20 protein-coding genes and 2 pseudogenes are annotated in these 22412 nt (G+C 70.0%); 11 read left to right on the plus strand and 11 right to left on the minus strand.

Annotation, left to right across the window (positions count from 1 at the left end; genetic code table 11):
- Nucleotides 1-23: 23 nt before the first annotated feature.
- The 4 genes from AC27L4_RS31100 to AC27L4_RS31115 all read right to left on the minus strand — a co-directional run bounded on the left by AC27L4_RS31100 (nt 24) and on the right by AC27L4_RS31115 (nt 5465).
- Complete coding sequence (locus AC27L4_RS31100) at nt 24-1559, minus strand: sugar ABC transporter ATP-binding protein (RefSeq protein WP_487146546.1); 1536 nt, start codon at nt 1557-1559, stop codon at nt 24-26.
- A gap of 10 nt (nt 1560-1569) precedes the next feature.
- Entirely contained in the window at nt 1570-3045 is a 1476-nt protein-coding gene (locus AC27L4_RS31105; protein ID WP_487146547.1) for a mannitol dehydrogenase family protein, read from the minus strand.
- Nucleotides 3046-3213: 168 nt separating this feature from the next.
- Nucleotides 3214-4173 (minus strand): ABC transporter substrate-binding protein, encoded by a 960-nt coding sequence (locus tag AC27L4_RS31110; protein WP_487146548.1) that lies wholly within the window; start codon nt 4171-4173, stop codon nt 3214-3216.
- A gap of 194 nt (nt 4174-4367) precedes the next feature.
- Complete coding sequence (locus AC27L4_RS31115) at nt 4368-5465, minus strand: LacI family DNA-binding transcriptional regulator (RefSeq protein WP_487146549.1); 1098 nt, start codon at nt 5463-5465, stop codon at nt 4368-4370.
- A 66-nt stretch (nt 5466-5531) separates the two neighbouring features.
- On the opposite strand from AC27L4_RS31115, the gene AC27L4_RS31120 reads away from it, so the two are divergent.
- Entirely contained in the window at nt 5532-5831 is a 300-nt protein-coding gene (locus AC27L4_RS31120; RefSeq protein ID WP_487146550.1) for a hypothetical protein, read from the plus strand.
- Nucleotides 5832-5870: 39 nt separating this feature from the next.
- On the opposite strand, the gene AC27L4_RS31125 is transcribed toward AC27L4_RS31120, so the two are convergent.
- The 3 genes from AC27L4_RS31125 to AC27L4_RS31135 are packed head-to-tail and all read right to left on the minus strand — an operon-like array spanning nt 5871 to nt 9096.
- Entirely contained in the window at nt 5871-6791 is a 921-nt protein-coding gene (locus AC27L4_RS31125) for a phosphotriesterase family protein (protein WP_487146552.1), read from the minus strand.
- A complete protein-coding gene (locus tag AC27L4_RS31130; RefSeq protein WP_487146554.1) occupies nt 6788-8083 on the minus strand; it encodes an FAD-dependent oxidoreductase in 1296 nt (431 codons plus the stop codon). Before AC27L4_RS31130 ends, AC27L4_RS31125 begins: the two co-directional genes overlap by 4 nt.
- 47 nt (nt 8084-8130) lie before the next feature.
- Nucleotides 8131-9096, minus strand: coding sequence for a phosphotriesterase family protein (locus tag AC27L4_RS31135; RefSeq protein WP_487146555.1), 966 nt, complete (start codon nt 9094-9096; stop codon nt 8131-8133).
- Between the two features lie 176 nt (nt 9097-9272).
- Between AC27L4_RS31135 and AC27L4_RS31140 the strand changes: the two genes are divergently transcribed.
- From AC27L4_RS31140 to AC27L4_RS31165, 6 genes are all read left to right on the plus strand, one after another.
- A complete protein-coding gene (locus AC27L4_RS31140) occupies nt 9273-10361 on the plus strand; it encodes a substrate-binding domain-containing protein (RefSeq protein WP_487146556.1) in 1089 nt (362 codons plus the stop codon).
- 149 nt (nt 10362-10510) lie between these two features.
- Nucleotides 10511-12037 (plus strand): sugar ABC transporter ATP-binding protein, encoded by a 1527-nt coding sequence (locus AC27L4_RS31145; protein ID WP_487146557.1) that lies wholly within the window; start codon nt 10511-10513, stop codon nt 12035-12037.
- On the plus strand, nt 12034-12981 hold the full coding sequence (locus tag AC27L4_RS31150) for an ABC transporter permease (protein WP_487146559.1): 948 nt from the start codon (nt 12034-12036) through the stop codon (nt 12979-12981). Before AC27L4_RS31145 ends, AC27L4_RS31150 begins: the two co-directional genes overlap by 4 nt.
- Nucleotides 12982-12983: 2 nt before the next feature.
- Nucleotides 12984-13961, plus strand: coding sequence for an ABC transporter permease (locus AC27L4_RS31155; RefSeq protein ID WP_487146560.1), 978 nt, complete (start codon nt 12984-12986; stop codon nt 13959-13961).
- 257 nt (nt 13962-14218) lie between these two features.
- On the plus strand, nt 14219-15784 hold the full coding sequence (locus AC27L4_RS31160; RefSeq protein WP_487146561.1) for an FGGY-family carbohydrate kinase: 1566 nt from the start codon (nt 14219-14221) through the stop codon (nt 15782-15784).
- Complete coding sequence (locus AC27L4_RS31165) at nt 15781-16614, plus strand: GntR family transcriptional regulator (protein WP_487146562.1); 834 nt, start codon at nt 15781-15783, stop codon at nt 16612-16614. Before AC27L4_RS31160 ends, AC27L4_RS31165 begins: the two co-directional genes overlap by 4 nt.
- Nucleotides 16615-16693: 79 nt before the next feature.
- Here the strand turns inward: AC27L4_RS31165 and AC27L4_RS31170 are convergent, their stop codons facing one another.
- Together AC27L4_RS31170 and AC27L4_RS31175 are read right to left on the minus strand one after the other, a co-directional pair.
- Nucleotides 16694-16819 (minus strand): hypothetical protein, encoded by a 126-nt coding sequence (locus AC27L4_RS31170; protein WP_487146668.1) that lies wholly within the window; start codon nt 16817-16819, stop codon nt 16694-16696.
- Nucleotides 16767-16988 (minus strand): annotated as a pseudogene (locus AC27L4_RS31175) (hypothetical protein); the annotation flags it as partial. The gene AC27L4_RS31170 and the pseudogene AC27L4_RS31175, both read right to left, overlap by 53 nt.
- A 652-nt stretch (nt 16989-17640) precedes the next feature.
- On the opposite strand from AC27L4_RS31175, the gene AC27L4_RS31180 reads away from it, so the two are divergent.
- From AC27L4_RS31180 to AC27L4_RS31195, 4 genes are all read left to right on the plus strand, one after another.
- Entirely contained in the window at nt 17641-17931 is a 291-nt protein-coding gene (locus tag AC27L4_RS31180; protein ID WP_487146564.1) for an adenylate cyclase, read from the plus strand.
- Between the two features lie 152 nt (nt 17932-18083).
- Nucleotides 18084-19439, plus strand: coding sequence for an efflux RND transporter periplasmic adaptor subunit (locus tag AC27L4_RS31185; protein ID WP_487146565.1), 1356 nt, complete (start codon nt 18084-18086; stop codon nt 19437-19439).
- A 1-nt stretch (nt 19440) separates the two neighbouring features.
- The gene (locus AC27L4_RS31190; RefSeq protein WP_487146567.1) at nt 19441-20169 is read left to right on the plus strand and encodes an ABC transporter ATP-binding protein; all 729 of its coding nucleotides are present in this window, start codon (nt 19441-19443) and stop codon (nt 20167-20169) included.
- Complete coding sequence (locus AC27L4_RS31195) at nt 20166-21401, plus strand: ABC transporter permease (protein ID WP_487146568.1); 1236 nt, start codon at nt 20166-20168, stop codon at nt 21399-21401. The genes AC27L4_RS31190 and AC27L4_RS31195 overlap by 4 nt, the downstream gene beginning before the upstream one ends.
- Before the next feature lie 25 nt (nt 21402-21426).
- On the opposite strand, the gene AC27L4_RS31200 is transcribed toward AC27L4_RS31195, so the two are convergent.
- Nucleotides 21427-21855 (minus strand): cupin domain-containing protein, encoded by a 429-nt coding sequence (locus tag AC27L4_RS31200; protein ID WP_487146570.1) that lies wholly within the window; start codon nt 21853-21855, stop codon nt 21427-21429.
- Between the two features lie 27 nt (nt 21856-21882).
- A pseudogene (locus AC27L4_RS31205) lies at nt 21883-22011 on the minus strand (winged helix-turn-helix transcriptional regulator); the annotation flags it as partial.
- Nucleotides 22012-22412 lie beyond the last annotated feature (401 nt).

The raw sequence follows: 22412 nt of genomic DNA on the forward strand, positions 1-22412 counted from the left end.
GCTTGTTCGTGAGGCCGGGCGCGTCAGGCCGCCTCGCCGGCATCCGATGTTGCGAGCGCCATGATGGCTTCCTGGGTGATTTCGGCGGAACCGCCGCCACCGAGTTCGCCGGCGATATGGCCTTCGCGCATGACGACGACCCTGTCGCAGATGCCGACGATCTCGGGCAGCTCCGACGAGATGACCGCGACGCCGACGCCGCTGCGCGCGAGGTGGTCGATCAGCCGGTAGATCTCGGACTTGGCGCCGATATCGACCCCTCGGGTCGGCTCGTCGAGGATGAGCACGCGCGGTTTCGTTTCCAAAAGGCGCGACAGCAGGACTTTCTGCTGGTTGCCTCCCGACAGGCCCCCGACCGGCGCGTCGGGCGAGGCGGTGCGGATGCCGGTTGCCTTGATCGCCTCGGCGGTGCGCAGGCGGCCCTTCACGCGGTTGAGGAAGCCGCCGGGCCGGGCGTCGCGGGCGAGGACGCCGAGATTGATGTTCTCCGAGACCGACATGTCCAGCATCAGGCCGAGCAGTTTCCGGTCCTCGGTGAGATAGGCGATGCCGGCGTCGATCGCGTCGAGCGGGGTGCGGATGGTCACCTCGCGCTCGTCGACCGAGACCGTTCCGGACACCTTCGGATCGGCGCCGTAGACGAGGCGCGCCAGCTCCGTGCGCCCCGCGCCGACAAGACCAGAAATGCCCAGAACCTCGCCTTCGTGGATGTCGAAGGAACAGGGCCGGACGCGGCGTCCGTCCGAGAGATCGCGGACCGAAAGGATGGCCCGGCCGCGGCTGCCATGGGCGTCATGCTCCTTCTTGTAGAAGGAGGAGAGGTCGCGGCCGACCATCATCCGGACCACGGCGGCGGGCGTGATGTCCCCGCGCTCCAGCGTGCCGACATAGGTTCCGTCGCGCAGCACCGAGACGCGATCGGAGAGCTCATAGACCTCTTTCATGCGGTGGCTGATATAGACGATGGCCAGTCCCTCGGACTTCAACTGGCGGACCAGCGCGAAGAGACGGTCGGTCTCCCGTTCCGAAAGCGTGGTCGTCGGCTCGTCCATGATCAGCACGCGCGATTGGGCATGGACGGCGCGGGCGATCTCGACGAGCTGGCGCTCGGCGATGGACAGGTCCGCGACCTTGTGGCGGGCCGTAAAGCTTGCCCCGAGACGCTTCAGCACGCGTTCCGCGCCGCCGACCATGGCCTCGCGGTCGATCAGGCCGTACCGGCCAAGCTCGCGGCCGAGATGGATGTTCTCGGCGACGGTGAGGTTCGGGGCGAGCGCCAGCTCCTGGTAGATGATCGCGATGCCGAGCTGCATCGCCGCCATCGGCCCGGATATCGCGACCTTCCGGCCGTCGATCAGGATTTCCGATCCCTCATCCGGCACGTAGGCGCCGGAGAGGATTTTCATCAGCGTCGATTTGCCGGCGCCGTTCTCGCCCATCAAGGCATGAATCTCTCCCAGCCGGATGTCGAGGGACACGTTGGAAAGCGCCCGGTTGCGCCCGAATGTCTTCGAGACATTGCGCACCGCGAGGAATGGGGGATGCGTGTCTGCGGTCATGAAAACCTCCCTAGACCAGGAGCCGAGCCAGCGTTGCGGCCGTTCCCGTGGCTTCGAGCTGGGTGACGAGGCGCAGATAGGCCTCGAGGAAGCGCGGGCTCTGCCGCAGGTTCAGGCCGCGGAAGGCCTCGATGTCGAGCAATGCCAGCGGATCGCCCGTGCGGACCTGGTTCCAGTCGCGTTCGGCCAGGTGCGGTTCGAAAACTTCGAAACGCGTTCCGGCATCATCGACACCCTGCAGATAGCGCCAGAAGCAAGCCGAAAGGAAAGCGATGCGGGAAACGTCGCCGCCGTCTTCGAGGAGCTGGGCAATCGTCTTGCCGAGGAACGCCACAATCTTCGAAGCACCGTCGCCGGCAACGCGCAGCAGCTGATCTTTGATCGCAGGATTGGCGAAGCGCTCGATCACCTGGGAGGTGAATGTATCGACGGAGTAGCCGGCCGGGGGTTCCACCCGCGGTTTGCCGTCGAGATCCCAAAAGTTCCGGAGGAGGTGAGGGATTTCCGGCCGGCGCATGCCTTCGTCGACATAGCGCGAGCCCATCAGCAGCGACGGGTAGCACATCAGCATATGGGCTGCATTGGAAAGCCGGCCCTTGACCGCCACATAGGCCGCGACGTCGTCGCTGAAGACTACGCCGGCGCGTTCGAGCGGCGGCCGTCCAGCCGAGAAGCGGTCTTCCACCACCCAGCTCGTATAGGCCTCGCACGTGGCCGCGACGAGATCGTCGACGCCGATCAGTCGCGTCACGCGCCGGCGCTCCGCCTCCGGCACCTGCGGGGCGATGCGATCGACCATGGAATTGGGGAAAGCGCCGTGCTCGTCGATCCAATTCGCCAATGCGGGATCGACGGCGCGGGCGAAGGTCACGATACTTTTGCGGATGACGTCTCCATTGCGTTGAAGGTTGTCGCAGGAGAGGACCGTGAAGGGCGGCAGCCCGGCGTCGCAGCGGCGCGCAAGCGCCTGGACGATATAGCCGAAGACGGTTCTCGGCGTACCGCCGGCGAGATCCTGCCGGACCGACGGGGCGTCGAGCTGAAACTCGCCCGTCGCTTCGTCGATATTGTAGCCGCCCTCGGTGATCGTCAGCGAGACGATCCGCGTCGCGCCGTCCGCAAGACGCTCCAGTACCCGTGCGGGATCGCTTGGGGCGTGGATATAGTCGACCATGGCGCCGACGATCCGCGTTTCTCTCGGCTCGGGGGAGGTGAGGGTGGTGACGGTGTAGAGATTGTCCTGCCGGCGATAGGCCTCCGCCTTTTCACGGGCGGCGGGACCGTCGGTCAGGCCGATGCCGCAGATCGCCCAGCCTTCGTTGCCGGCATGGTGCAGGCAGGCGTCGATAGCGACCGCTTGATGGACGCGATGGAAATTGCCGACGCCGAAATGGACGATACCCGGCCGGAGCCGGCTTCGTTCGTAGGCCGGCTTGGCGACGTTGGCGTCGAAGGCGTCGAGATTGACGGCGTTGAGTTGAAGCATGGTCGCACAGGCCTCGTTGGGGGCATGTCCGCTTCTTCTCAAATGGCGGATGCCCGATGCTTTTATTTCGAGGCAACGCCTGGCACTCGCTCCGGGGCGTTGCCGATCGCTGGACCGGACGGCGGTCCCGTCTGGAAAGAAAAGGACCGCCGCCCATCGCCTGGGAGCCTAGTCTTCGTGCTTGTAATTCCAGCCCTTGTATTCACCGACGTTTTCACGGGTGACGAGCGCCGACGGGATCAGGATCAGCGGGTCTGCAGGCTTCTTGCCGTCGATGATGCCAATCGCGGTTTCCACCGACACCTTGGGAATGGCGTAGAAATCCTGACTTGCCGAGGCCTTGATCATCTCGAATGCGGGATCCTTGAGGGCAGCCTCGATGTCGGGCGAGCCATCGACGGAGGTGATGAAGAACTCGCTGCGGCCTGCCTGCTTTGCGGCAAGCGCCGTGCCGATCGCCTGCGGATCGTTGATGGTGAAGATGGCGTCGATCTTCGGGAAGCGGGTCAAGTAGCCCTGGGCCACAGCCATTCCACCGTCACGCGAGCCCTTGCCGTCCTGGTCGTCGGACAGGATCTTGATGCCGGAAGCCTTGCCTAGCGCTTCCTTGCAGCCATTGACGCGGTCGATCACGGACGACACTTGCGGGCCGTTCTGGATGATCACGTTGCCCCTGCCCTGAAGCTTGTCGACGATGTACTGGCACGCGACACGACCTGCCATGACGTTGTCGGTCGTGATCGCTGCGTCGGCACCTTCGGCCGACGTGTCGAAGGCGACGACCGGGATGCCGGCCGCCTGCGCCTTCCTGATCGCCGGCGTAATCGCCTTGGGGTCGCCGGGGTTGAGCAGGATGAAGTCGACGCCTGCGGCGATGAAGTTGTCGATCTGATTGACTTGCCTGCCGATATCGTAGTCGTAGCCGACCGTGGTCACCTGGGCGGACGGGCTGGCCTTCTTGATCAGGCGCGTCGCCGTGTTGCTAATGATGACGAAGCCGGGATTGCCCAGCGAGCCGACCGAAATGCCGACGGACTTGACATCCTTGGCCAATGACGGCGCGACGGACATTGCGACTGCCGCTGCGCCGGGCAGAAGAGCCTTGGACAGAGCCTGACCAATTTTCATTGCAGAACCTCCTCACGAGATCGTTTTCTCCCTAGTGAGATCGATCTCACTTCCAATGAGATCGATCTCAATTTATGAATTCCTCAAGTCTGCGTGTTTGTCAACGGGGATTCGAACATGCTAGGCGAGGGCGCGAACCACCGCGGGCAGCGAGCGGGCGCCGCCTGTCAAGACCATGAAAATATCCGTATGATTCAGCGGACGGGGCCGACCGAGCCGCGATCGATCAATTCCGTCGGAAGCTCGATGCGCCCGATCCGCCCCTCTCCCCTGATCTCCCTGATCAAGGCGGCGACGGCGGCGCTCCCGAGATCGTAGACCGGCCTTTTGACCACCGAGATCGCCGGTGCGACGACCTTCGCCCAGGGAGAATCGTCGAAGCTGATGAGCGACACGTCGCCGCCGACCGAAAGACCCAGCTCGTTGCAGGCGGTCAGAACACCGAGCGCCATCTCCTCGTTGGTGGCAAGGATGGCGGTCGGCCGGGGGTCGAGCGTCAGGAGTTCGCGCGCCGCCTGGGTGCTTTCATCCAGATTGCTGCGGCTGTAGCGAATGGCCGGGTTCGGAGCATCCATGGCGGACAGCGCTTCGAGGGCGCCGGCCCGCCGTTCCTTCACGGTGGAGACGACACCCTCCGGCTGGGCAATCTTCGGCCCGTTCGCCGCCGCCGTCGCCAGGAGCAGCCCGATATTTCGGTGCCCGTATTCGAGGAACAGCTCCACGGCTTCTCTCGCCCCGGCGCGGTCGTCCGTGCAGGCGCTCGTCACATCCAGCGCCTCGACGCGGCGATCGAGCAGCACCACCGGTTTCGCAAGCTCATCGCCCAGGATGAGATGGTCGTAGACCGAGACGGACGAAGGGACGACGATCAAGCCGTCGACCCTGTTTTCCAGGAGCACCCTGACGGCGTCGATTTCCTTGCGGACGTTGTCGTCGGTGTTGAGCACGAGGGTCTGGTATCCGGCGAGCGTCGCGGTATCGATGATGGCGCGGATCGCCGAGGAGAAGAACGAGTTGCTGATATCGGCGACGACCACGCCGATCGTCTGCGTCGTGCCGGCGCGCATGGCACGGGCAAGGACGTTGGCGCTGTAGTTCAGGTCCCGGGCGGCGGCCATGATCCGTTCGCGGGTATCTTCGCCGACAAGCCCATAGCCGCCCAGCGCGCGCGCCGCCGTCGCGCGCGAGACGTTGGCACGCCGTGCTACATCTATGAGCCGGGCGGGGCGGTCGCCGACGGTTCGCCCATTCGTTTCCGCGTTGTCGGACACGGTTCTCTCGATGTCTTTCAAGGGTTCGAATCTGGCTGACTTACTCCGCGATCGCCGAAAGACAAGGCGAGGAGATATTCATCCGCCGTGAAAAGCAGGATTCTCAGGAATCTTGAACCCGTCATTGTCCTCTACCACAAGTTTTCGCATTCCTCGCAGCAGGATTTCGCCATAATCGTGGTCGGCAAGCGGGTTGCGGACCCGGACGCATTCGAGCCTTGCCGGTCGCACGCCCGACAAGGCCTGTTTCGGCAACCGGGCCATGGCGACGGCCGCATCATCGTCGTCCGCGCTTTTGCCGCTGCTCTGGCCGGGCCACGCCCTCCCGGCACACCGGCAAAAGCGCAAAGCCCCGCGTTCGGCACAACCCGGCAGGAAGCCGCTTGAATTCCGCGGGGCGCCGTCCAACCAAACGGGGCCGGCTCTCTACGGCCGGGGCTCGAAGGCCAGGAAGCGGCGGGGATTGTCGACGACGATTCGCCGGTGGAACTCGCCGGGCAGCCCCGCCGCGGCGAAGGCCTGCTCCAGATCGCCGGCGAAGTAGGGGTAGCCGGGACCGCCGCCCCAGGCCGTGAGATAGGAGCGGCGGGCGAGGTCGCCGCTGACCAGGATGCGGCCGGCGTGGCCTTCGAGCGCAAGCTTGCCGATCAGGGCGATGCGGGCGGCGTCGGCGAGGTACTTGGCCTTGGTGAACTGGTCGAAGCCGAGGAACACGCCGGTCTCGGCGATCGCGCGGAGATAGCCGAGGTCAGGCTTGAGGTCGAGATGGCCGATGAGGATGCGGTCCGGCGCGACGCCGAGGCCGGTGAGCAGGGCGACCTGGCCGTCGGCCCAGGTGCCCTTCTCGGTGTGGGTGCTGACCGGCGCGCCCGTCGCGGCATGGGCCTCGGCCGCCGCTTCGAACACGCGCCGCTCGTCGGCGTCCGGCCCGTCCAGGCCGGAGGCGGCCTTGATCACGCCGGCCCGGCCGGCGGAGCCGTCGGCGTCGGCGCGCACGTCGGCGATCATGCGCGCGGCGAGGTCCGCCGTGGCGACACCGGCGGTCAGGCGGCCGGCGAAGCGGCCCTTGTTGAAGCCGGTGGCGGCGACGACGTGGACGCCGGCCGCCCGGGCGATCCGGGCGAGGGCGCCGACGTCGCGGCCATAGTCGACCGTGGTCATGTCGACCACGGCGCCGCCGCCGACGGCCCGGAAGGCGGCGAGCTCGGCCGCGGCACGGGTCTCGTCGTCGAGGCGCAGATCCGCGTCGGCGACGTCGGGCGGCGGGTCGGCATAGACGTGCTCGTGCGTCAGGACGCGGCCGAGCGCTTCGGGCGCGATGTCGCCGAGGACGGTGCGGACGATCACAGCACCGCTCCGTCCCGGCGAAGCTGGCTGCGCAGCTCCTCGACCGCGACCGCCCGCGGCGCCAGCCCGTCGCGCGCGGCGAGGGCGGCGGCGGTGCCGGCAGCCTGGCCCATGGCGAGGCATTGGCCGATCGAGCGCACGCTGGCATGCGCGTCGTGCGAGGCGCTGAGGCAGCGCCCGGCGACCAGCAGGTTGTCGACCGCTGCGGGCAGGAGGGCGCGGTAGGGGATGTCGTAGGTCTCGCCGTCGGGCAGGTACTCCCAGCGCGTGTCGCCGCCGGCATGGTGCACCTCGATCGGCGCGCCGCAGCGGGCGATCGCATCCGGGAACTTGCGGGCGGCCATCACGTCCTCGCGGGTCAGCCAGTAGTCGCCGCGGATGCGCCGGGTCTCGCGCACGCCGATCTGGGTGGACAGGCCGCCGAGGCTGGCCTGCTCGTAGCCGGGGACGGCGTCCCTGAGGAAGCGGGCATATTCGAGCGCCTGCGCCCGGCCCTCGCGCTCGGCGGCGCCGAGGGCGACGACGTCGGTGGCGTCGACCCCGCCGACCCGGGTCATGTTGGTGACCATGACGTGCGGCGTCGGGCTGATATGAGCGCTGCCCTCCTTGCGCGGCAGGCGGTAGAGCCCGTCCTTGTCCTGCATCAGTGCCCACATCCGGCTCTTGGGGAAGGCGGTGGCGCGGACGACGTCGACATTGATCATGCGGAAGGTGGTGGTGAGCGACTGGGCGATGCCGAGCGCGCCGGCGTCCTCGAACGGCGCCCCGGCGCGGAAGGCGACATGGGCGTCGCCCGAGGCGTCGACGACGAGGCCGGCGCGGATCGCGCCCGGGCCGCGCGGGCCGGAGACGACCACGGCGCCGATGCGAGCGCCCTCCGTCACCACGTCGACGAAGCCGGTGTGCAGGTAGAGGCGGACGCCGGCCGCGGCGGCAAGGTCGTCCCAGACCACCTTGAGGATGTCGGGATCGTAGGTGTAGCCGGCGCCGGCCCCGTAGCTGTTCGGCCGCTTGATCAGCGCACCGTGGCGCGCCAGGCCCTCGACGACGTCGTCGCCGACGCCGCCGACCACCTTGTGCTCGACCGCGCCGGGCGTGAAGAAGCCGTAGAAGGTGTCGAGCACCATGGCGCCGGTGCCCCCGAGGAAGCCGTATCTTTCGATCAGCATCACGTCGGCGCCCTGCCGGGCGGCGGCGACGGCCGCCGCTGCGCCGGCGCTGCCGCCGCCGACCACGAGCACGTCGCATTCGGCGATGAGGGGGAGATCGACGTCGTAGCGCAAGCCAGCCATGGGAACCGTTGCCGAGTTGAAGGATGCGGGGGAGCGCCGGCGGCGCCTCAGGCGAAGGCGAAGGCCCTCTGCGGGTTGCGGACCAGGAAGAGATCGAGCAGCGCCGCGCCGTCGAAGCCGGCTTCCCCGGCCTCCTCGACGAAGCGGGGGCACCATTTGTCGAGGATGAAGGCCATGCCGAGGCCGCCCTTGCCGTAGTGACGGAACATGGTCTTCCGGGCGATGTCGCCGCCGATCATGATCTGGCCGGCGTGGCCGCGGCGCACCAGGTCGAGGATCAGGCCGATGCGCACCGATTCAGGGTAGTACTTCACCCGGGTGAGGCCATCGAAGGACAGGAAGGCGCCCGTCTCGGCGACCTTGCGCAGCAGCCACGGGTCCGGGTTGCGGTCGAGATGGGCGATGGTCAGGCGCGCCGGGTCGACCCCCTCGCGCCGGACGATGTCGAGCTGCTCCAGCGCCATGGTACCGAGCTCGGTGTGGGAATGGACCGGCGCGCCCGTGTCCTTGTGGGCCGCCAGCACGGCGACGATCACCTTCTCCTCCAGGGCGGACAGGGTGTTGTAGCCGGTGCCGAACTTGACGACGCCGCAGCGGATGCCGTCCTGGCCGGCGACGACGTCGTCGACCACGCTCTGGCGCAGCGCGTCGACGGAAAGGGCCTCCAGCCAGGCGGCGAACGTCCGCTCCTGCCCGGGCATCCGGCCGGCCCACATGATCTGCTTGTTCAGCCCGGCGGTGCCGATGACGTGAACGCCCGCAAGCTCGGAGATGCGCGCGACCGCGCCGAGGTCGCGGCCGTAGTCGATCGCCGTGGCGTCGTAGATCGTCCGGCCGCCCGACTCGCGGAAGGAGACGACCTCGCGCAGGGAACTGTCGAAATCGTCGAGCAGGAGGTCGTCGTCGCCCTTCTCGCGCCAGAGCGGCGGCGTGCAGAAAATATGGTCGTGGCAATAGGTTGTGCCGAGATCGGCCGGCGCGATGTCGCCGCGCACTGTCCTGATGAACGGCATGGGCCGCGCTCCTTGTCCCTCGCCGCGCCGCCGTCTCGCCGGCCGCGGATCGAAAGAGCATAGCACCTATTGACTAGATGACTAGTCATTTGATCATATGCGGCAACAGCCAGGCCGGCGGCTGCCGAACCGACTGACAAAACGCCGGCGGAACGCTCGCTCTCGAGAGGGGAAACATGGGTATCACTACCAGGTTGAAGTCGGCGGCGTCGGCCGTCCTGCTCGGGGCGCTCGCCGCCCAGTCCGTCGTGCCGCCGGCGCCGGCGGCAGAGCCCAAGCCCATGCGCCCGGCCGCCTGGACCGACGCCAAGACCGATTGCAGCGCCATGAAGAAGGACCCGCCCTGGACCATCGGTGTGTCCAACTACAGCCTCGGCAACTCCTTCCGCGTCCAGATGTTCGAGGAGCTGAAGTTCGCCGCGGCCAAGGACAAGCGGATCAAGGAGCTGGTCCTGACCAATGCCGACGGCAACGGGCCCAAGCAGCTTTCCGACGTCGAGGACCTGCTCACCCGCGGCGTGCACGGCCTCCTGATCACGCCGCTCTCGGCCGAAGCGATGGCGCCGACGGTGGAGGAAGCGGTGGCCGACGGCATCCCGACCGTGATCTTCAACAACGAGATCGCCACCGACAAATTCACCTCGATCGTCTGGGCCGACGAGTACAAGTTCGGCTGGATCGGCGGCAACTGGCTGCGCGAGAAGCTGGGCGGCAAGGGCAATGTCGTGGTGCTGGAGGGCATGGCCGGCACCTCGACCAGCGACCTGCGCACCCGCGGCGCCCTCGACGCGCTCGGCGCGGATGTGAAGATACTCGCCCGCCAGCCCGGCGACTGGGCCTATGACAAGGGCAAGGCGGCGATGCAGGACTTCATCTCCGCCTATCCGCAGATCGACGGCGTCTATTCCCAGGGCGGGGCGATGTCGCAGGCGGCGATCGACGCCCTGGCCACGGCCAAGAAGCCGCTGATCCCGGTCACCGGCGAGGGCTATAACGGCTTCCTGAAGACCTGGGCCGCCAAGAAGGGCGACGGCTTCTCCTCGGTCGGGCCGGACGAGCCGACCTGGCAGAGCGTGGAGGCCCTCAACCAACTCGTCGCCTGCCTCAGCGGCGAGAGCGTGGAGAAGTGGCACGAGATCCCGATCTCGCTGATCACCGAGCAGAACCTCGGCGACTACGTCAAGCCGCACTGCCCCGACGACGTCTGGGCCAACACCAAGATGGACTACGACACGATCAAGGGCCTGTACAAGTGCTCGCAGTGACGGCGTAGGTCGCGACGGACCCCCTCTCCCGGCCGGGAGAGGGGCAGGGGCGGGCGCGTGCCGGGGGCCGAGGTCCTGCGTCCGCGTGCGTCGCGCTTTCCTTCTCGTCGCCCCTCCACGGGGGGCGCTGTCCCCTTCAACGAGCCGCGATGGGCATGACGCAAGATTTTCTCCAGTTCCGGGGCATCTCCAAAGCCTATGGCGGCACGCGGGCGCTGGACGACGTGTCCTTCGCCGTGCCGGCCGGCCATGTCCGGGCCCTGCTCGGCGAGAACGGCGCCGGCAAGTCGACGTTGATCCGGGTGCTGGCCGGCACCGTCGCCGCCGACGCCGGCACGATCGTCTGCGGCGGCCGGGAAGGTCAGTTCGCCACGCCGCTCGCGGCGCTCGAGGCCGGGGTGGTGACGATCTACCAGGAGTTCAACCTGGTGCCGCAGCTCACCGTCGCCGAGAACATGTTTCTGGGCTGGCTGCCGACGCATGCCGGCTGGATCGACCGGGCGGCCCTGCGCCGCCGTACCGCCGCCATTCTCGATCGCATCGGCGCCGCCTTCTCGCCCGACGACCGGGTCGGCGACCTCAACGTCGCCGGCCAGCAGATGGTCGAGATCGCCAAGGCGCTCAGCCGCGACGTCAAGGTGCTCCTGATGGACGAGCCGACCGCGGCGCTCAACGACGCCGAGATCGAGGTGCTGTTCCGCCTCATCCGGTCCCTGCGCGCCGACGGCGTGTGCATCCTCTACGTCTCGCATCGCATGGCCGAGATCTTCGCCATCGCCGACAGCGTCACCGTGCTCAAGGACGGGCGCCATGTCGGCACGCGGGCGATCCCGGAAGTGACGCCCGACGACCTCGTGCGCATGATGATCGGCCGGCCGCTCGGCGAGTTCTACCCGGCCAGGGACGGGGCCTTCGGCGAGCCGGTGCTGTCGGTGCGCGGCCTTTCCGTCGGCGCCGCGGTGCGGGTCGAACGGCTGGAGGTGCGGGCCGGCGAGGTCGTCGGCATCGCCGGCCTGGAAGGGCAGGGGCAGCGCGAGCTGGTCCAGGCGCTGGCCGGCGCCGTGCCGTTCCGGGCGGCGGAACTGGCGGTGGCGGGCCGGCCGGCGCGGATCCGCTCGCCGCGCGAGGCGATCGCGGCCGGCATCGGCTATGTCCCGGACGACCGCAAGCGCGACGGGCTCGCCCTGATCCGCGGCTGCGGCGAGAATCTCGCCATCGCCAGCCTCGGCCGGCGGCTGCGGGCCGGCCTCATGGTCGCAGGCCGCGCCGAGGCCCGCTTCGTCGCCGACCTCGTGGCGGCGCTGCGCATCAAGCTCGCCCATGCCGGGCAGAAGGCGGCCGACCTCTCCGGCGGCAACCAGCAGAAGCTCGTGCTCGGCAAGGTGCTCGGCACCGAGCCCAAGGTGCTGGTGCTGGCCGAGCCGACCCGCGGCGTCGACGTCGGCGCCAAGCGCGAGATCTACGACATCATCCGCCGGCTGACCCGCTCGGGCGTCGGCGTCATCCTGCTCTCGGGCGAGCTGCCCGAGGTCATCGGCATGAGCGACCGCGTGCTGGTGATGGCCCATGGCCGCATCGTCGCGGAGATGAGCGGCGACGCGGCCAGCGAGGAGGCGATCATGACGGCCGCGACCGCCGCCGCACCCGAGGCCGGCCGCATGGACCGCGCGGCATGACGAGCCTCGCCCATCCCGGCCGGCTGCGGCAGATCGTCGGCGCGCCGATCGTCCTGCTCGGCCTCATCCTCGTGCTGGGCGTGGCGATCGAGCCCAACCTGCTCAGCGAGCGGGCGATCCGCAACATCCTGACCTCGGCGACGCCGCTGATCCTGGCCGGCATCGCCCAGGCGCTGATCATGCTGGTCGGCGGCATCGACTTGTCCATCGGCTCGGTGATCAGCCTGACCAACGTCGTCGCCGCGGTGCTGATGGCTGCCTATCCCGACCAGGCGGCCGGGATCGTCGCCCTGGTGCTGCTGATCGGCATGGCCGCGGGCCTCCTCAACGGCGTCCTCTGCGCCTGGTCGGGCGCCAGCCCCTTCATCATCACCCTGGCGGTCGGCATCGCCCTGCAGGGCGCGGCGCTGGAGGTGATGTACCAGCCGGGCGGCTCGGTGACGCCGGGCTTCCGCCAGCTCGCCCGCGCGGCGCTCGGCGCCTTGCCGTGGGCGACGCTGGCCGTGCTGGCGCTGGCGGCGCTGCTCGCCGTGGCGCTGCGGCGCACGGCCTGGGGCGTGTCGCTCACCGCCATCGGCGGCAACGAGGCCTCGGCCCGCCTCTCCGGCATCGCGGTCCGACGCCAGAAGGTGCTGCTCTATGTCCTCTCCGGCCTGGTCTCGGCCGCGGCCGGCCTGTTCCTCGCCGCCCGGATCAGCTCCGGCGACCCGCTGGTGGGCGAGCCGGTGACGCTGGACAGCATCACCGTGGCGGTGCTCGGCGGCGGCAGCTTCCTGGGCGGGGCGATCAGCATCGCCGGCACCAGCCTGGCCGCCGTGGTGGTGACCATGCTCAACACCGTGCTCAACCTGCGCGACGTCTCGCCCTTCTACCAGTGGATCCTGAAGGGCGCGATCCTGATCGGCGCGCTGTCGCTCGACTTCCTGAGACGGCGGAGGGCCTGACCATGACGACCGCCTCCCCAGCCCGCGACGCCGGGCCTGCCCGGCAGATCCTGCGGTTCCTGACCGCTCCGACCGGGGCGGTGTGGATCGCCATCGCCGCGCTGCTCGCCGTCGCCGCCGTGGTCTCGGACAGCTTCGTGGAGACGACCCACCTCGTCAACGTGGCACGCCAGGCCTCGGCGCTGGCGGTTGCCACGGTCGGCCAGGTGCTGGTGGTGATGACCGGCGGCCTCGACCTGTCGAACGGCGCCGTCATCACCCTGGTCAGCGTCGTCGCCGCCCATGTGCTGAACGGCAGCGAGGAGCACCTCGTCATGGCGGTGCTGCTGTGCCTGGCCATCGGCGGCCTGGTCGGTCTGTTCAACGGGCTGATCGTCGCCAAGCTCGGCATCCCGCCGCTGATCGGCACGCTCGGCACCTTCGGCATGCTCAAGGGCGCCGCCTATGTGCTGACCGGCGGCGCGCCCAAGGGCGGCATTCCCGACTCGCTGCGCACCCTCGGCAACGGCAGCTTCGCCGGCCTGCCGATCTCGGTGCTGTGCGCGCTCGCCTTCGTCGCCCTCGGCGCCGTCCTGCTCAACCGGACCATGTTCGGGCGGCAGCTCGCCTATCTCGGCGCCAATGCCGGCGCGGCGCGGCTCTCCGGCGTGCCGGTGGCGCGCATCGTCATCCTCGCCTACGTGTTCTCCGGCCTGTCGGCCGCCTTTGCCGGGCTGCTCGCGGTCGGCTATACCGGCGTCGGCAGCCTGTCGCTCGGCGAGGGCTACAATCTCGACTCCATCACCGGGGCCGTGATCGGCGGCAACGCCCTCTCGGGCGGCTCGGGATCCGTGGTCGGCGGCGTGGCGGGCGTGTTCTTCCTGGCCCTGCTCGGCAGCTTCCTGCGGTTCCTCGGCCTGTCCTACAGCGGGCAATTGTTCGTGCAGGGCGCGATCCTGGCTTTCGCCGTGGTGGCGCAGGCGCGGGCCTTCCGGCGATGAGGGGGAACGAGGGCGAGCGAGACGCGATGGACCGGTGGCCGACGAGGGCGCGAGGAATTTCGCGCCCGGCCGGGAGTGGGGCAGCGGCGAGGGACTGCGCCTTCCGGCAACGGAGCGGTGTCCTCTCGCCGGGGCTCGATCCGTCCCGTCTCGTTCGAAGATCGCCCGACCCCTCGCCCTTCTCCCGGCCGGGAGAGGGCGGCCCGACGCCTCGTCCTGCCGTCATGGCGCCCCGCCCACCGTCCCGCGAGGCTTGAATGGATCCGCTGCTCCTCGGAATCGACGTCGGCACCTCGATCGTCAAGGCCGTGGTGTTCGACCGCGCCGGCGCCGCTCTCGCCGCCGCCCACCGCGTGCCGCGCCTCGAGCACCCCGAGATCGGCTGGTCCGAGGCCGACATGGAGGCGCTCTGGCAGGACGTGCTCGCCGTGGTCGGCGACGTCGTGCGCGCGCCCGGCGTCGTGCCGGCGGCGGTGCGCGGCATCGGCGTCAGCGGCACCTGCTGCTCGAGCTGGCTGCTCGACGCCGAGGGCCGGCCGGTGCGCAGCGCCATCCTGTGGAACGACGGTCGCGCCGCCGGCATCGTCCGGCGCTGGCAGGAGAGCGGCCTGATGGACGAGCTCTTCGCCGTCTCCGGCAATGTCGTCTTCCCCGGCTACACCGTCGCCGTGCTGCGCTGGCTCAAGGAGCACGACCCGCGGGCGCTGGAGAAGGCCCGCCACTCCGTGTTCTGCAAGGACTGGATCCGCCTGCGCCTCACCGGCGCGATCGCCACCGACCATACCGACGCCTCGGCCGTGCCCTACGACATCCGCGAAGGGCGCTTCTCCGAGGACGTGTTCGAGGCCTGCGGCGTGCGGGAGGCGATGGCCCTGCTGCCCGCACCGAGCGACCCCGGCGCGGTCGCCGGCCATCTCCTGCCGGAGGTCGCCGCCGCCGTCGGCCTGCCCGCCGGCCTGCCGGTGGTGGCCGGCATGATGGACGTGGCGGCCACCACCCTCGGCGCCGGGGCGCTGCGGCCCGGCCAGGCCTGCTCGATCGTCGGCACCTCCTTCCTCAACTGCTTCCTGCTCGAGGCTCCCGCCTTCGAGCCGCCCGGCATCGGCGTGCAGATGCGCACCGTCGGCGATTGCTGGCTGCGCGCCATGGTCAACACCGCCGGCACGGTCAACCTCGACTGGTTCCTCGACCAGCTCTGCCCGGCCGAGCGCGCCCGGCCGGATCTGGCCGGCCGAGCCCTCTACGACTGGGCCGAGGCGCAGGCGGCGGCCGTGCCGCTCGGGGCCGACGGCCTGATCTACCACCCCTATCTCAGCGATGCCGGCGTGGTCTCGCCCTTCTTCCACCCGGCGGCGCGGGCCCAGTTCTTCGGCCTGAGCATGGGCCACACCCGGGCCCACATGCTGCGCGCGGTCTATGAGGGCGTGGCGCTGTCGATGCGCGACTGCGCGCAGGCGATCCCCTCGGCCCTGGACGAGTGGTTCATCGCCGGCGGCGGCAGCCGCAGCGCCTTCTGGTGCCAGATGTTCGCCGACTGCACCGGCAAGGAGATCCTGGTGCCCGAGGGCGAGGAGTTCGGCGCACGCGGCGTCGCCATGCTGGCCGGGGCCGCCACCGGGGTCTATGCCGACCTCGCCGAGGCGGCGAGCGCGGTGCGGCGGGTGCGCCGGCGCTTCGTGCCCGACCCGCGCTTGACGGAGCGCTATGCCCGGCTTCATGAGGTGTACCGGGCGATCCACCTGCATCTGCGGGAGGACTGGTGGGGGCGGTTCAACATGCTGCGCGACTTCGACGACACCGCGCCGCGCCGCAGCCGGCCATGAGCGAGCCCGTCATGCCCCTGAGCAGGCCGGACGATCCGCGCGACCCGCGGCCGGTCTACGTCCAGATCATGGAGCAGCTGCGCCGGCGCATCCTGTCCGGCGAGATCCGCGACCGCCTGACCAGCGAGATCGAGCTCGCCCAGCAGCTCGGCACCAGCCGCGGCACGGTGCAGCAGGCGATCAGCGGCCTGGTGCAGGAGGGGCTGCTGCACCGCCATCGCGGGCTCGGCACCTTCGTCGACCTCGACCGGGTGGAGAGCTATTACCGCGAGATCTCCAGCTTCACCGGCGCGATGAAGTCGCAGGGCCTGAAGCCCTCGGTGCAGCTGCTGCGCTTCAGCCGCGACGTGCCGCCCGCCGACATCGCCGCCACCCTGCAGCTCGAGCCCGGCCAGGACGTCTTCTTCTATTCGCGCGTGGTGCTGATCGACGGCGTGCCGATCGTCCTCACCGTCTCCTACATCCCGGCCTGGCGCTTCCCGGGCCTTCAGATCAGCGCGCCGGACGAGAGCCTCTATAAGATCCTGCGCCAGGAGTTCGGCGCCACGCCCTTCCGCGCCAAGGACAGTTACACCCCCGAGGCCGCCGCCGGCGAGACCGCGGCGGCGCTGGACCTCACCGAAGGCACCCCGATCTTCCGCGTGGAGCGCACCGCCTACGACCACAGCGGCGGCGCCATCGAATTCGCCGTCTCCTGGTTCAACCGCGGCAAGGTGACGGTGGAGATCCTGCCGACCTCGCTGTTCGTCGAGGAGCAGCTCTACGCCGGCAAGGCGGGCGGGAGCCAGTGGCACCACCATTTCACGACGGAGTACAGGACGGAGGGGTGAGGGGGCAGCACCGATCCCCCGGAGGCGGTCATTGGGAGCCGGGAGCGGCACGCCGGCCGGAGACCGGCCCGCCTCAGGCTCATTCGCCCGAAGCCAGGAAGGCCGGGACCTTGCCGAGATGGTCGAAGACCCGGTCCGGCACGTGGTCGCGTCCGGAAGGAGCGGTGCGGCCGCTCCGCTTCCAGGACGTGCTCGTGGCGGTCATGGACGCGGATGAGCGTTGCCGCGTCGACGCCCCCTCCGGGCCGCTGCGATCGATGCGCGAGGATTTGCTCGACTGCGGCGAGCAGTCCCTCGTCCCACTGGATCACGGTGCCGTAGCAGTCGAAGGCCGGCCACTCGGGCTTGCTGCCGGGAAAGGGCGGTCTCTCCATGATCGTGAAACGCTCCTTCGGGCGTGAAGCCAGGTCCTTGCGACAGCCGCAGCCACTCTCGGCACGGGATCGGCAGAGTTCGCCTGGCGCAGCGCGATTTCCTGCGGCGGCAGATCGAAGCCGGGCTCGCGTGCCGCAGGCCTCAATGTCCGTCGGGTTGCCGTCGGCGACAACAGCGCCGTGCACTCCCGAATTCGGATGATCGGCCGGCCCGCCGGTGCCCGTGAAGGCCCCGTGCGCGTGCCCTTCCGGATCGTCCGAAAAAAATTTTCGCGCCTTCCGAATAATCCGCGCGCTCCGGTGTTCTCCCGCAGAACGCCCCGGCAGGCCCCGGGGCGCGAGCCGTCCCGCGCCGATGCGGGGAGGCGAAGCGGCGGGTGGGGGGACCCGCTGCGGGGCGTTGATCCGGAGTGCGTGAACAGGATCGGGCGTGCCGGGAGCGCTGCCGTGACGCTTCGGCCCGGAAACGATGGGGCTGGCTCGTTTTCGCGGAGCCCTCGAACGGTCATCACGGCTCTAAGGCGTTTTGCGTTTTGACGGACTCGCGTCAAGTCGCAAAGACGCGTCGAAACAATGAGTTAGAACAAAGCGCGTTTCCACCAAAACGCGCTTTGCTCCAGGGAAGGACTGGAAACAGGGAAGGACTGGAAAGATGAAGCTCGGTGCATCCCTCCTCGTCGGCGCGTGCCTCCTGGCGCTCGCGCCGGCCCCCGTCCTCGCCGCCGATCCCCATGGCGGCGGCTCGACGGGCCAGCCCGACAAATCCTGCGAGGAGATCCCGAACACGCCCGGCAATGCCGTTGCAGCGCCGGGCTCGCCCTTCAACCCGGGCGGGCATTCGGGCGCCGTCTATGCCGGAGCGCCAGGTTCCGCGTCGGCCCTCCACAGCAACAGCGTCCACGCCGTCTCCCAGTACGACGTCGCGTGCTTCCAGCAGCCGTGAGGCCGGCTCCCAAGTCCGACGGGGCCGGACGCCTGTCCGGACCCGCCGCTGTCCGATAGGCAGGCCCCGTCGCGGGCGGGGCGCCGACGGGGGACACAGCGCCCCTGCCGGCGCCCCGTGGGCGCGACAGGACAAGGAGCAGGAGGCAGCGGATGCGCCTCGCCCTTGCGGCCGTCGTGCTCGTCCTGGCGATCGCGGGGCTCGGCTACGCGCGCGGCCGCGGCGAGCAGGGCGCCACCTTCATCACCGCTCCCGTCGAGCGCGGCTCGATCACGGTCCAGGTCAAGGCCACCGGCACGATCGAGGCGGTGCTGACCGTCGACGTCGGCTCGCAGCTCTCCGGCCGGATCGCGGACGTCTTCGTCACCTTCAACGATCCGGTGAAGGCCGGGCAGCCGCTGGCCCGGCTCGACCAAGACATCGTCCTCGCCCGGGTCAAGGAGGCCGGGGCGGCCCTGAAGGTGGCCGCCGCGACCGCGCTGGTGCAGAAGGCGGCGCTGGAGCGGGCCGCCGCCGCGGTGGCCAATGCGCGGACCGCCCGGCAACTGGCCGAGGCCCAGGCAGCCGCGGCCAGGGCGACGCAGGACGAGGTCGAGCGCGAATACCGGCGCAGGCTCGAGCTCGCCGGCAGCGGCAGCATCACCGAGCGGGACCTGACCCAGGCCCGGGCCCAGCGCGACGCCGGAGCCGCCGCCCTCAGGGCCGCCGGCGACCAGGTGACCATGAGGGACGAGGCCATCGCCATCGCGGAAGCGGAGCAGCGCATGGCCGAGGCCGACATCCAGAACGCCGAGGCCATCATCGAGCAGAGGCAGGCCTCCCTCGACCAGGCCCGGCTCGACCTCGACCACACCGTGCTGCGCGCGCCGATCGACGGCACGATCATCAAGCGGGACGTCAATCCGGGGCAGACCGTCGCGGTGAGCCTGGAAGCCAGGACGCTGTTCCGCATCGCCAACGACCTGCGCGAGATGCAGGTGCACGGCCAGATCGACGAGGCGGATGTCGGCGGGCTCAAGCCCGGCCAAGCCGTGCTCTTCACCGTCGACGCGTTTCCCGACCGGACCTTCGCCGGCCGCGTGCTGCAGGTGCGCAAGTCCCCCGAGGTCGTGCAGAACGTGGTGACCTACACGGCGATCGTCTCGGCGCCCAATCCCGACCTGCTGCTGCTGCCGGGGATGACGGCGGCGCTGCGCATCGTCACCAGCGACACCGGCGAGACGCTGAAGATCCCGAACCAGGCGCTGCGCTTCCGGCCGGAGGGCGCCGGTCCGGCCCCCGGCCGGCCGCGCGGGGACGAGGCCGCTGCCGCTGCCCGGACGGAGGCGACGGTCTGGGCCGTCGGCCGGGACGGCGCGCCGGTTCCGTTCGCGGTGAAGCTCGGCGCCAGCGACGACCAGGGCACGCAGATGACGGAAGGCTCCCTCGTCCGGAACCAGCCGGTGATCGTCGGCGTTGCCCGTGCGCCGGACCGCTCCGGCCTGTTCGGCCTTCGCCTGGGGTTCTGAGATGGCGCCGCTGGTGCAGGCCCTCGCCCTCTCGAAGCGCTACCCCTCGGGCGCGACCTTCGTCCTCGCCGTGTCCGAGGTGTCGCTCGCCATCGGGCGCGGCGAGTTCGTGGCGATCTGCGGGCGCTCCGGCTCGGGCAAGTCGACCCTGATGAGCCTCCTCGGCCTCCTGGAGCGGCCCGATGCCGGGCGCTACCGGCTCGACGGGCGCGATGTCGGCGCCTTGCGCGAGGATGAGCGCGCGGCCGCCAGGAGCCGGGACATCGGCTTCGTGTTCCAGTGGCCGGCGCTGCTGCCGCGCGCGACCGCGCTGGAGAACGTCGCCTTGCCGCTGGCCTATGCCGGCATCCGCGGCGCCGAGCGGCGGCGCCGGGCAGGCCTCGCGCTCGAGCGCGTCGGCCTCGCCCATCGCGGCCACCACGCGCCCAACCAGTTGTCGGGCGGCGAGCAGCAGCGGGTCGCCATCGCCCGCGCCATCGTCAACGATCCCCTGCTCATCCTCGCCGACGAGCCGACCGGGGCGCTGGACAGCCGGACGAGCGGCGCGATCCTGGCCCTGTTCGAGGCCCTGCATCGGGACGGCCGGACCATCGTCGTGGTCACCCATGCCGCCGATGTCGCCGAGCGCGCCGGGCGCCGCATCACCCTGCTCGACGGCCGGGTGACGGAGGGCGGGACGGCGGCCGACGCGCTCCCGGCCGACGGCGCGCCCGGGGAGCCGGGGCGATGACGGGCCTCGAAAGCCTGCGGATCGCGCTCAGGGCCCTCGGCGCCAACCTGCTGCGCAGCGGCCTGACCGTCCTCGGCATTATCGTCGGGGTGGCGGCGGTGGTGTGCGTGATATCGGTCGGCGCCGGGGCGCAGGCGGAGGTCGCGGAAAGGATCCGCACGCTCGGCGCCAACCTCCTCCTGGTCGTGCCCGGCGCGGCCAGCGCCGGCGGGGCGCGGCTCGAGGAGGGGACGCTCGCCACCCTCACCGAGGACGACGCCGCGACGATCCTGCGCGAGATCCCCGAGGTGCAGGTCGCCGCGCCCTTGCTGTCGCGCCCGGTGCCGCTCGTCGCGGGCGACAGGAACGCGGTGAGCATGGTCGCCGGCGTCAACACCGACTATCTGGTGGCGCGCGAATGGCGCATCGCCTCCGGCCGTCCGTTCTCCGCGGGCGACCTGCAGGCCGGCGCCAAGGTCGCGATCGTCGGGGCCGATGTGGCGGAGGTCTTGTTCCCCGGGCGGGCGGCCGTCGGCGAAACCTTCAGGATCGGCGCCGCGCCGTTTACCGTCGCCGCCGTGCTGGACCGGAAGGGGCCGGGCTCCGCCGGCCGCAGCCAGGACGACGTCGTCTTCATCCCGCTGGCCGCCGCCAGGACGCGGGTGCTCGGCGCGGTGCGCGGCGCCACGCCCGGCGCGGTCGACTTCATCTCGATCAAGGTCTCGGACGCCGCGGCGCTGCCGCAGGCCAGGAGCGACATCGAGGCGCTGCTGCGCCAGCGCCATCGCGTCCGCGCCGATGCGCCCAGCGATTTCCGGATCGAGAACCCGATGGACGTGCTGGCGACCCGGGAGGCGGCGGTGCGCACGCTCGACGATCTGCTGATCGCGGTCGCGTCCGTGTCCCTGCTGGTCGGCGGCATCAGCATCATGAACATCATGATCGTCTCGGTGACCGAGCGGACGCGGGAGATCGGCCTGCGCATGGCGGTGGGCGCGCGCCGCCGCGACATCCGCCGGCAGTTCCTGATCGAAGCCTTGATCCTGGCGCTGGCCGGCGGGCTGATCGGCGCGCTCCTCGGCGCGGCCGCGGCCACGGCCATCGCCGTGGAGGCCGGCTGGCCGGTGCTGATCAGCCCGCTGGCGATCCTGCTGGCCTGCGGCTTCGCCGGCGCGATCGGCATCGCGTTCGGCCTCTACCCAGCCCATCGCGCCGCGGGCCTCGACCCGCTCACGGCGCTGCGCTTCGAATGAAAGGGGCGGGATCTCGGCGACACGATCAGCCGGCCGGCGGCACCGGAACCAGCCCGTAGCGGCGCATGACGTCGGCCGCCCTGGCCGGATCGGGCGGGCCGCCCGTGGCGAGGAGGGCCGCCATCTCGCGGAAATAGGCGGGACCGAGCACGGCCGGCGTCAGGACGCACAGGCACGAGGCCGGCTCCGGGCCGTCGTTGACGAAGCCATGCACGACGCCGCGCGGGATGAAGACGGACCGGCCGGGGCCGATCCCGACCGGCTCGCCGTCCACCGTGAACGTCAGCGTGCCCGACAGCCCGTAGACCGCCTCGTCCCAGCTCTCGTGATAATGCGGCACCGGCACCCGCGCCCCGGGCTGGACGGTCATCGCGAACATGTCGAGGCTGCCGGCGGTGTCGGCGGCGCTGTGCATGAACTCGAGCGTGATCCCGCCGATCCGGATCGTCTCCATGGCGCTTTCTCCCACCTATGTGACGCGGCGCACGCGCCTGAGGCAGGGCGAGGGCGAGAGGCCGACGCGGTCGGCCAGCTCGATGTTCTGGATCCGGCCATTGTGCTGCAGCGTCCGCAGGATCGCTCGGTCGATCGAGCCCAGTGTCATTGGCATTGGGCATCACTCCAAGCGTCACGATTGATCATCCATGCCGAATTTTCCAGAATTCCGGCCATGAACGCAACCGGGCGCCACGAGGCGTGGTGTAGAACGCCACCGGCGGCTGGGCCGCAGGCGAGGCGGTGGCGATCTGATGAGCGAAGCGGGCTGGACATTCAGTGCAGCGGCCGGGCGGCGGCACGGCGCCGAGACGTGACGGACCGAGAACGATGAAGGAGGGCAATTCGCCTACGCCATAGCCCTCTAAAAATGACAGTCAAGGGCAGAACGGAAGCCGCTGAAATCCCAGCGGCTCCCCGGTTTTCGTCTCGAATGTTGACGGAGATCAGACTGAGCACAACCAATGAGGCCCTTTCGCGCGGCTACGCTTCTCCGCGGGCGCCGTATCCTCGGTG

This window comes from Labrys sp. Lb11, assembly GCF_057554225.1.

Excerpts from the sequence above, each read along its gene's own strand:
- AC27L4_RS31100 (WP_487146546.1), bottom strand. The coding sequence starts at position 1,559 with ATGACCGCAGACACGCATCCCCCATTCCTCGCGGTGCGCAATGTCTCG.
- AC27L4_RS31105 (WP_487146547.1), bottom strand. The coding sequence starts at position 3,045 with ATGCTTCAACTCAACGCCGTCAATCTCGACGCCTTCGACGCCAACGTC.
- AC27L4_RS31110 (WP_487146548.1), bottom strand. The coding sequence starts at position 4,173 with ATGAAAATTGGTCAGGCTCTGTCCAAGGCTCTTCTGCCCGGCGCAGCG.
- AC27L4_RS31130 (WP_487146554.1), bottom strand. The coding sequence starts at position 8,083 with ATGGCTGGCTTGCGCTACGACGTCGATCTCCCCCTCATCGCCGAATGC.
- AC27L4_RS31135 (WP_487146555.1), bottom strand. The coding sequence starts at position 9,096 with ATGCCGTTCATCAGGACAGTGCGCGGCGACATCGCGCCGGCCGATCTC.
- AC27L4_RS31140 (WP_487146556.1), top strand. The coding sequence starts at position 9,273 with ATGGGTATCACTACCAGGTTGAAGTCGGCGGCGTCGGCCGTCCTGCTC.
- AC27L4_RS31145 (WP_487146557.1), top strand. The coding sequence starts at position 10,511 with ATGGGCATGACGCAAGATTTTCTCCAGTTCCGGGGCATCTCCAAAGCC.
- AC27L4_RS31150 (WP_487146559.1), top strand. The coding sequence starts at position 12,034 with ATGACGAGCCTCGCCCATCCCGGCCGGCTGCGGCAGATCGTCGGCGCG.
- AC27L4_RS31155 (WP_487146560.1), top strand. The coding sequence starts at position 12,984 with ATGACGACCGCCTCCCCAGCCCGCGACGCCGGGCCTGCCCGGCAGATC.
- AC27L4_RS31160 (WP_487146561.1), top strand. The coding sequence starts at position 14,219 with ATGGATCCGCTGCTCCTCGGAATCGACGTCGGCACCTCGATCGTCAAG.
- AC27L4_RS31165 (WP_487146562.1), top strand. The coding sequence starts at position 15,781 with ATGAGCGAGCCCGTCATGCCCCTGAGCAGGCCGGACGATCCGCGCGAC.
- AC27L4_RS31170 (WP_487146668.1), bottom strand. The coding sequence starts at position 16,819 with ATGACCGCCACGAGCACGTCCTGGAAGCGGAGCGGCCGCACCGCTCCT.
- AC27L4_RS31180 (WP_487146564.1), top strand. The coding sequence starts at position 17,641 with ATGAAGCTCGGTGCATCCCTCCTCGTCGGCGCGTGCCTCCTGGCGCTC.
- AC27L4_RS31185 (WP_487146565.1), top strand. The coding sequence starts at position 18,084 with ATGCGCCTCGCCCTTGCGGCCGTCGTGCTCGTCCTGGCGATCGCGGGG.
- AC27L4_RS31190 (WP_487146567.1), top strand. The coding sequence starts at position 19,441 with ATGGCGCCGCTGGTGCAGGCCCTCGCCCTCTCGAAGCGCTACCCCTCG.
- AC27L4_RS31195 (WP_487146568.1), top strand. The coding sequence starts at position 20,166 with ATGACGGGCCTCGAAAGCCTGCGGATCGCGCTCAGGGCCCTCGGCGCC.
- AC27L4_RS31200 (WP_487146570.1), bottom strand. The coding sequence starts at position 21,855 with ATGGAGACGATCCGGATCGGCGGGATCACGCTCGAGTTCATGCACAGC.